This window comes from Thermococcus sp. (assembly GCF_027063845.1).
Classification (GTDB): domain Archaea; phylum Methanobacteriota_B; class Thermococci; order Thermococcales; family Thermococcaceae; genus Thermococcus.
In genome coordinates this window covers 1-5,089 of sequence record NZ_JAMOQU010000079.1, presented here as the reverse complement: position 1 = coordinate 5,089, position 5,089 = coordinate 1, and the positions used below count along the sequence as shown (strand labels likewise).

Annotated in this window: 10 protein-coding genes and 1 pseudogene; 3 read left to right on the top strand and 8 right to left on the bottom strand. The window is 54.4% G+C overall.

Annotated features, from left to right (window positions below; all coding sequences use genetic code 11):
- Positions 1 to 192, top strand: a pseudogene (locus MVO87_RS05920) (phosphoglucosamine mutase); the annotation flags it as partial.
- Positions 193 to 281: 89 nt separating this feature from the next.
- Here the strand turns inward: MVO87_RS05920 and MVO87_RS05915 are convergent.
- The 7 genes from MVO87_RS05915 to MVO87_RS05885 all read right to left on the bottom strand — a co-directional run bounded on the left by MVO87_RS05915 (position 282) and on the right by MVO87_RS05885 (position 3,591).
- Positions 282 to 1,082, bottom strand: a complete 801-nt coding sequence (locus MVO87_RS05915) for a proteasome assembly chaperone family protein (RefSeq protein WP_042688952.1) — start codon at positions 1,080 to 1,082, stop codon at positions 282 to 284.
- Positions 1,079 to 1,258: an RNA-protein complex protein Nop10 gene (locus MVO87_RS05910; protein WP_297512858.1), complete on the bottom strand. Its 180-nt coding sequence runs from the start codon at positions 1,256 to 1,258 to the stop codon at positions 1,079 to 1,081. Before MVO87_RS05910 ends, MVO87_RS05915 begins: the two co-directional genes overlap by 4 nt.
- Before the next feature lie 2 nt (positions 1,259 to 1,260).
- On the bottom strand, positions 1,261 to 2,082 hold the full coding sequence (locus tag MVO87_RS05905) for a translation initiation factor IF-2 subunit alpha (RefSeq protein WP_297552546.1): 822 nt from the start codon (positions 2,080 to 2,082) through the stop codon (positions 1,261 to 1,263).
- A gap of 99 nt (positions 2,083 to 2,181) precedes the next feature.
- Positions 2,182 to 2,397 (bottom strand): hypothetical protein, encoded by a 216-nt coding sequence (locus MVO87_RS05900; protein WP_015858428.1) that lies wholly within the window; start codon positions 2,395 to 2,397, stop codon positions 2,182 to 2,184.
- 72 nt (positions 2,398 to 2,469) lie between these two features.
- Positions 2,470 to 3,060 (bottom strand): LysO family transporter, encoded by a 591-nt coding sequence (locus MVO87_RS05895; protein ID WP_297552543.1) that lies wholly within the window; start codon positions 3,058 to 3,060, stop codon positions 2,470 to 2,472.
- Complete coding sequence (locus tag MVO87_RS05890; RefSeq protein WP_048811115.1) at positions 3,057 to 3,293, bottom strand: hypothetical protein; 237 nt, start codon at positions 3,291 to 3,293, stop codon at positions 3,057 to 3,059. The genes MVO87_RS05895 and MVO87_RS05890 overlap by 4 nt, the downstream gene beginning before the upstream one ends.
- A gap of 94 nt (positions 3,294 to 3,387) precedes the next feature.
- Entirely contained in the window at positions 3,388 to 3,591 is a 204-nt protein-coding gene (locus tag MVO87_RS05885; protein WP_048811114.1) for a MoaD/ThiS family protein, read from the bottom strand.
- A gap of 132 nt (positions 3,592 to 3,723) precedes the next feature.
- Here MVO87_RS05885 and MVO87_RS05880 point away from each other — a divergent pair, with 132 nt between their 5' ends.
- Together MVO87_RS05880 and MVO87_RS05875 are read left to right on the top strand one after the other, a co-directional pair.
- On the top strand, positions 3,724 to 3,984 hold the full coding sequence (locus MVO87_RS05880; protein WP_015858424.1) for a 50S ribosomal protein L37ae: 261 nt from the start codon (positions 3,724 to 3,726) through the stop codon (positions 3,982 to 3,984).
- Positions 3,985 to 4,007: 23 nt separating this feature from the next.
- Positions 4,008 to 4,157, top strand: a complete 150-nt coding sequence (locus MVO87_RS05875) for a DNA-directed RNA polymerase subunit P (RefSeq protein ID WP_048811113.1) — start codon at positions 4,008 to 4,010, stop codon at positions 4,155 to 4,157.
- Here the strand turns inward: MVO87_RS05875 and sfsA are convergent.
- Entirely contained in the window at positions 4,154 to 4,864 is a 711-nt protein-coding gene (sfsA, locus tag MVO87_RS05870; RefSeq protein WP_297552540.1) for a DNA/RNA nuclease SfsA, read from the bottom strand. The two genes, MVO87_RS05875 and sfsA, sit on opposite strands and share 4 nt — an antisense overlap.
- Positions 4,865 to 5,089: the final 225 nt, after the last annotated feature.

The window sequence follows — 5,089 nt, the reverse complement described above, 5'->3', positions numbered from 1 at the left end:
GAGCTCGCCAAGGCTAAGGGCTACGAGATAGACACCACCGACGGGACGAAGATACTCTTCCCAGACGGCTGGGTTCTCGTGAGGGCGAGCGGAACCGAGCCGATAATAAGGGTCTTCAGCGAGGCCAGGAGCGAGGAGAAGGCTAAAGAATATCTTGAGCTCGGGTTGAAGCTCTTGGAGGAGGCAATTTAGTAACTTAGTAACAGGGTTTGATTTCTTTTTCTCTCTTAAACCGCGAAGTTCTGATTCAGCTGAACGCAAGACCAAAAAGGGGAAGGAGTTCAGAGATAACCTCTGTCCTCTTCCTCCGGAGCTGGGGGCATTGTCTGCTCGAGCATCGCCCTCTGCATCTCCTGAACCTTCTGCAGTATCTCTTCGGTTTCTTTGGCGCGCTCCTCGAGGGCGGTCATGTCGAGCTCTATTCCGAGTATCTTCGTGACCGCTGTCAGGACGGCCTTGGCGGCCTTAGCGTCAACGATGTAGCCGAGGCTCTCGCCGAGTATGCTTATACCGTACATCGAGCGGAGCTTGCCCATGCCGAGGAGAAGGCCGGCCGCTCCTACTATCGCTCCTCCCTCGTCCTCTCTCCAGACCACCTCGACGGAGCAGTCTTTGAGCTTCTCCTTGTAATAATCTACAAGCTCCTCGTGGGTTACCGCAGCTAAAACCCTCGGCTCACCCTGGAGCTCCGGCACCTGGTAGCCGCCCATCGTTATTATCTCCCTGACGCCGAGTTCCTGAACGAGGTCGAGCATCTTGCCGACCACCTCATAGTGGCCGGGACTGTCCGTCGGTGGAACCTGCTGGTCACCGGTGATGATGATTAGGTCCCTTCCGTTCTCGTCGGGATTAACCCAGTAGTAGAACTCGTTCTTCATGAGCTCGACGATTGAGCCCTTCTTTATGATGACCTGGTGCATGAAGTGCGGTGAGTAAAGTTCGGCGAACTTTACCGCGTTGAGCTCCTGGATGAGGTGCTCCGCGGCGAGCTTTCCGACGAGGCCTATGCCGGGGAGGCCCTCTATGAACACCGGGTCCCTCAGCTGGGGCCTCTCAAGGAGGTAGATGGTAGTTTCCTTCATTTTCTCACCTCTATCCCAAGGACTTCCCTCTTCCACCTGCGCCTGTACTCACCGTAGGGGTCTTCCGGCGAGAAGCGCGGTGGGTGGGCTACCTTGGTCTTGGCCCCGCAGACCGGGCAGGTCTCTTTGAGGGTGTACCTGCCGCAGTTCGGGCACTTCCTTATGCGGAACTTCATGGTTACCTCCTCTTAATCTTCCTTATGCGCTTCTCCTTCCTTATGAGGGTCGCCTCTCCACCAGCTTCCTTTATGACGCGGAGGATTTCTTCGGCTATGCTCTCGAGAACCTCCTCTGCCTTGTAGTAGTCCGGGGCGGTTATGTCAATCCTGTAACGGGGAGCGCCCTGGTAGGTGAACTTGACGTCTATGTCCTTCTCCTCGTTGGCCCTGTCCCTGGCTCTAATCAGAGCCTCCTTGATTATCTCGACTCCGTTGGGCTTCGGAACGGTTATCTCGAACTCCGCATCGATGGTAACGGTCGGAATCTCGACGTAGGCCTCGATGATTGGCTTGAGCGCATCGAGCCACTCATCTGGAATGAGCCCCTTCAGAACCTCAATTCCGTTCTGGGCGGCGTCCTCGAATGCGGCGTAAACCTCGCCGTACTCCTCTTCGAGGGGAACCCAGACCTCTCTCCAGGCCGTCTCGAAGTCCTTACCTATCTTTTCAGCGGCCATCTTGAGAAGGTTCTCGGCCTTCTGGGCCCTCTTGTACTCCTGGAGCTTGGCCTTCCTCTGCTGCTGGTTTACCCTCTTGAGGCTCAGGTCTATGTGCCCCTTCTCGGGGTCAACGCGGATGACCTTGACGACTACCTTCTGGCCCTCCTTCACGTAGTCCCTGATGTTCTTGACCCAGGTTGGAGCCACCTCGCTTATGTGCATGAAGCCCTCCTTTCCGGGGTACTCATCAAGTATCAGGAACGCTCCGTACGGGTGAATGTTCTTGACGGTGGCGACGACGAACTCACCCTCTTCAGGATACTCTCTGGCCTTCCTTGGCATGAGAATCACCTCTCCTTTTTGTCCCGGGAAGTCTATGGAAAAGACCTTTTTAAGCTTGGTGGAAGTGGAGAAAAGCGAGTCGATTTAAAAGGAAAGATCTCAAGCCGGCTTGGCGCTCTGCTTTATAACCCTAAGAAGCTTTGCCTCCTCAGCGAGAACGCGGAACTTCTCCCTCTTGACCCGCTCAAGCTTGTGGGCAACTTTTTTCTTCTGGCGGGCCATCCTGACGAGCTTGGCCTCCTCAAGGATCAGGTATTCCTTCTGCTTCTTAACAACATCGAGCCTGCGCTTCAGCAACTTTATTCCCGACTCCATACGCTTTCACCTAAGGAACCATAACGGACTTGAGCCTTAAAAGGTTTTCGCTTAATGCCAATATTAAACTCGTCAATAGTCGAAGAGCGTGAGGATAAGGGGAAGGAGAAACGGAACGATAGCGGTCAGGATGAAACCGTGAACAAAAGCGACCAGCGCCACTTCTTTGCCTCCAAACCTTGCCATAATGGGAAGAGTTGTGTCCATCGTCGTCGCTCCCCCAATGACGATGGCCTTCTCCGGGTTGAGTTTTCGAATTGCAAGCGGATATAGCGTTATCGTCAGGATTTCTCTTAGAAGGTTTCCAAGGAAACCGACCGCACCGTAAACGGCAGAGTACTGGGTTATCAACGGGCCTGTCAGCGAGTACCATCCACAGCCAGCCCCTATGGCGAGGCCCCATCTCATCTCTATCCCGAGAACCAGCGCCGCCAGCAGTCCGCCAAGGATTGAGCCCGTCAGCGTTAAAAACGGCAGGAGAAGGGCCTTCCGTCCAACCTTTCTGAGCTCTCCAGTGCTGAAGCTCAAGCCAAGATCCACTCCAATCAGGAATATGAGGGCGTAGAGCATTATCTCGTAGGCGTTCCCGAAGTCTGGAGTGAAGAGGTGCCCCACAAGGATCCCTGCAACAAGCGACGCGAGAACGAGGTAAAGAAACATCACCCGACCACCTCCGCCAAGAAAAGGCTTCCAGCTATCGTCAGAACTGCAAAAACCGCAGAAACGCCGAGGAGCCAGAGACCGTTCACATGAACCTCACCAGTTTTAACTCCGAGGAAAAATATCATAGCGAGCAACGCAACACTCATAGGTGTTTCCATGCTCGGCCGTTTTCCAGCTTTCCTGAGGAAATAACCGAACAAAAGGCCCGCGATAAGGAATACAAAGATCATCATGATCCCCGTTATCCAGCAGCATTTAATAAAACTTTTGTCGAAACGCTGAAAACGTCGCCGTCCAAAAGGCAGATCCTTCTCTGAAACTCGTCGATCAGCCACCTGAAACGACGGGAATGACCTCCACGTAGTCCCCATCCCCAACAGGATCGTCCTCAAGGACCACCTTTCCGTTTACCCTCGCTATCGCGCTCTCCGTGTTGAAGCCAACCTCCCTGAGGACGTCGGCGACTTTCATTCCCCTTTTCCACTCGACTTCTTTTTCAATTCCCCTTCCAAGGACTTTCACCCTGATCATCCGGCTCACCCGCCCTTCCTGCTCTGGAGTGTTTATAAATCCAGTGGCGGTTTCGGATCATGCAAAGGTTTATAAAACGTCCCCTAAAAAACCCAACAGTCTCAGGAGTGGAGTTAATCAGGGGTGATGCTCATGGGAAGGACTGTTAAAGTTGGTTCGGCTGGAAGGTTCGGTCCAAGGTACGGTCTCAAGATCAGAAGGAGAGTAGCCGCCGTTGAAGCCAGGATGAAGCAGAAGCACGTCTGCCCGGTCTGCGGAAGGAAGGCCGTCAGGAGAATCAGTACGGGCATATGGCAGTGCCAGAAGTGCGGGGCAACTTTCGCCGGCGGTGCCTACCTGCCGACCACCCCTGCCGGAAAGGTCGCGAAGCGCGTTGTCGCTTCCAAGGCCTGATTCTCCCATTTTGGGGTGATATTATGGTCAAGGCCATATACCGCTGCGCCAAGTGCGGCCGGGAAGTTGAGCTCGATCTCGAAACGGCGAGGGAAGTCCGCTGCCCGTACTGCGGGAGCAAGATACTCTACAAACCCCGCCCGAGGGTAGCCAGAAGGGTCAAGGCCATCTAAAGCTCGATCTCGAGCTCTGGCTTTTCTAAAATCACCCTCCCGTCTGGAATAAGAGAAATCGAGAGTCCCTCGATTCTGACCCCTGCCCTCTTTGCCTCTCTCAAAAGCTTCGCGAGTTCCGGGTCGCCCTTCTCGTAGGGCCGGAACTTCTCAACCTTTGGCATCGCACCGATGAAAAAGATTATCGCGTCCTTTCCTGCTTTGACGAGCTCAATCATCTCTCTAACGTGCCTCTGTCCGCGAAGCGTCGGGCAGTCGGGATACATCGCGTATTCACCTTTCTCCCCTCCCCTAAGAACGGCGCTCTTCATCTCGCCGTAGAGCTCTCCACCGGGACACTCGAAGAGGTAGTCGAGGCGAGAATTTCCAACGCGAACTTCCTTCCGCTTTATCGAGCAGTTCTTCAGCCAGGGGACTAAACCGAGCTCAACCGCCCTTTCAAAGGCCTTCGCCTGGGTTCTCGTGTCCACTATCGCTCCCTTGCCTTCTAAATCCTCGAAGGCAATCAGGACGAAGTCCGTCTTTCCCCTGCTCTTAGGCGTGCAGAAGGCCTTTCGTCCTGGAATCAAGAACTCCTCAAGGCGACCGGTGTTGGTTAGAAGGGCCCTCCTGATTTCGCCGTTCACCTCGACCAGAGCCACGAAGCGGTTTAACCTTTTGACGAACCTGCAGGGAACCACGTTGAGCTTCATTAACACGGGCTTCATGGGGTTAGCTTAACCGAAAGGCGTTTTTAACCTTAGGGGAAGTTCAATGGGTGGTCCAATGATTCCAGAGGAGTTCATACGCTACGCCTTCGATGAGAGGGTCGAGGGGGTTCGGAAACTCGCCGAGGGGAAGTTCGGGCCCGAGGCGCTGATTGGTTTCACCAGGCACAACCCCTCTATAATAACCTGCGGGAAAGCCGGACCAAACGGCTCGATAAAGGGGAT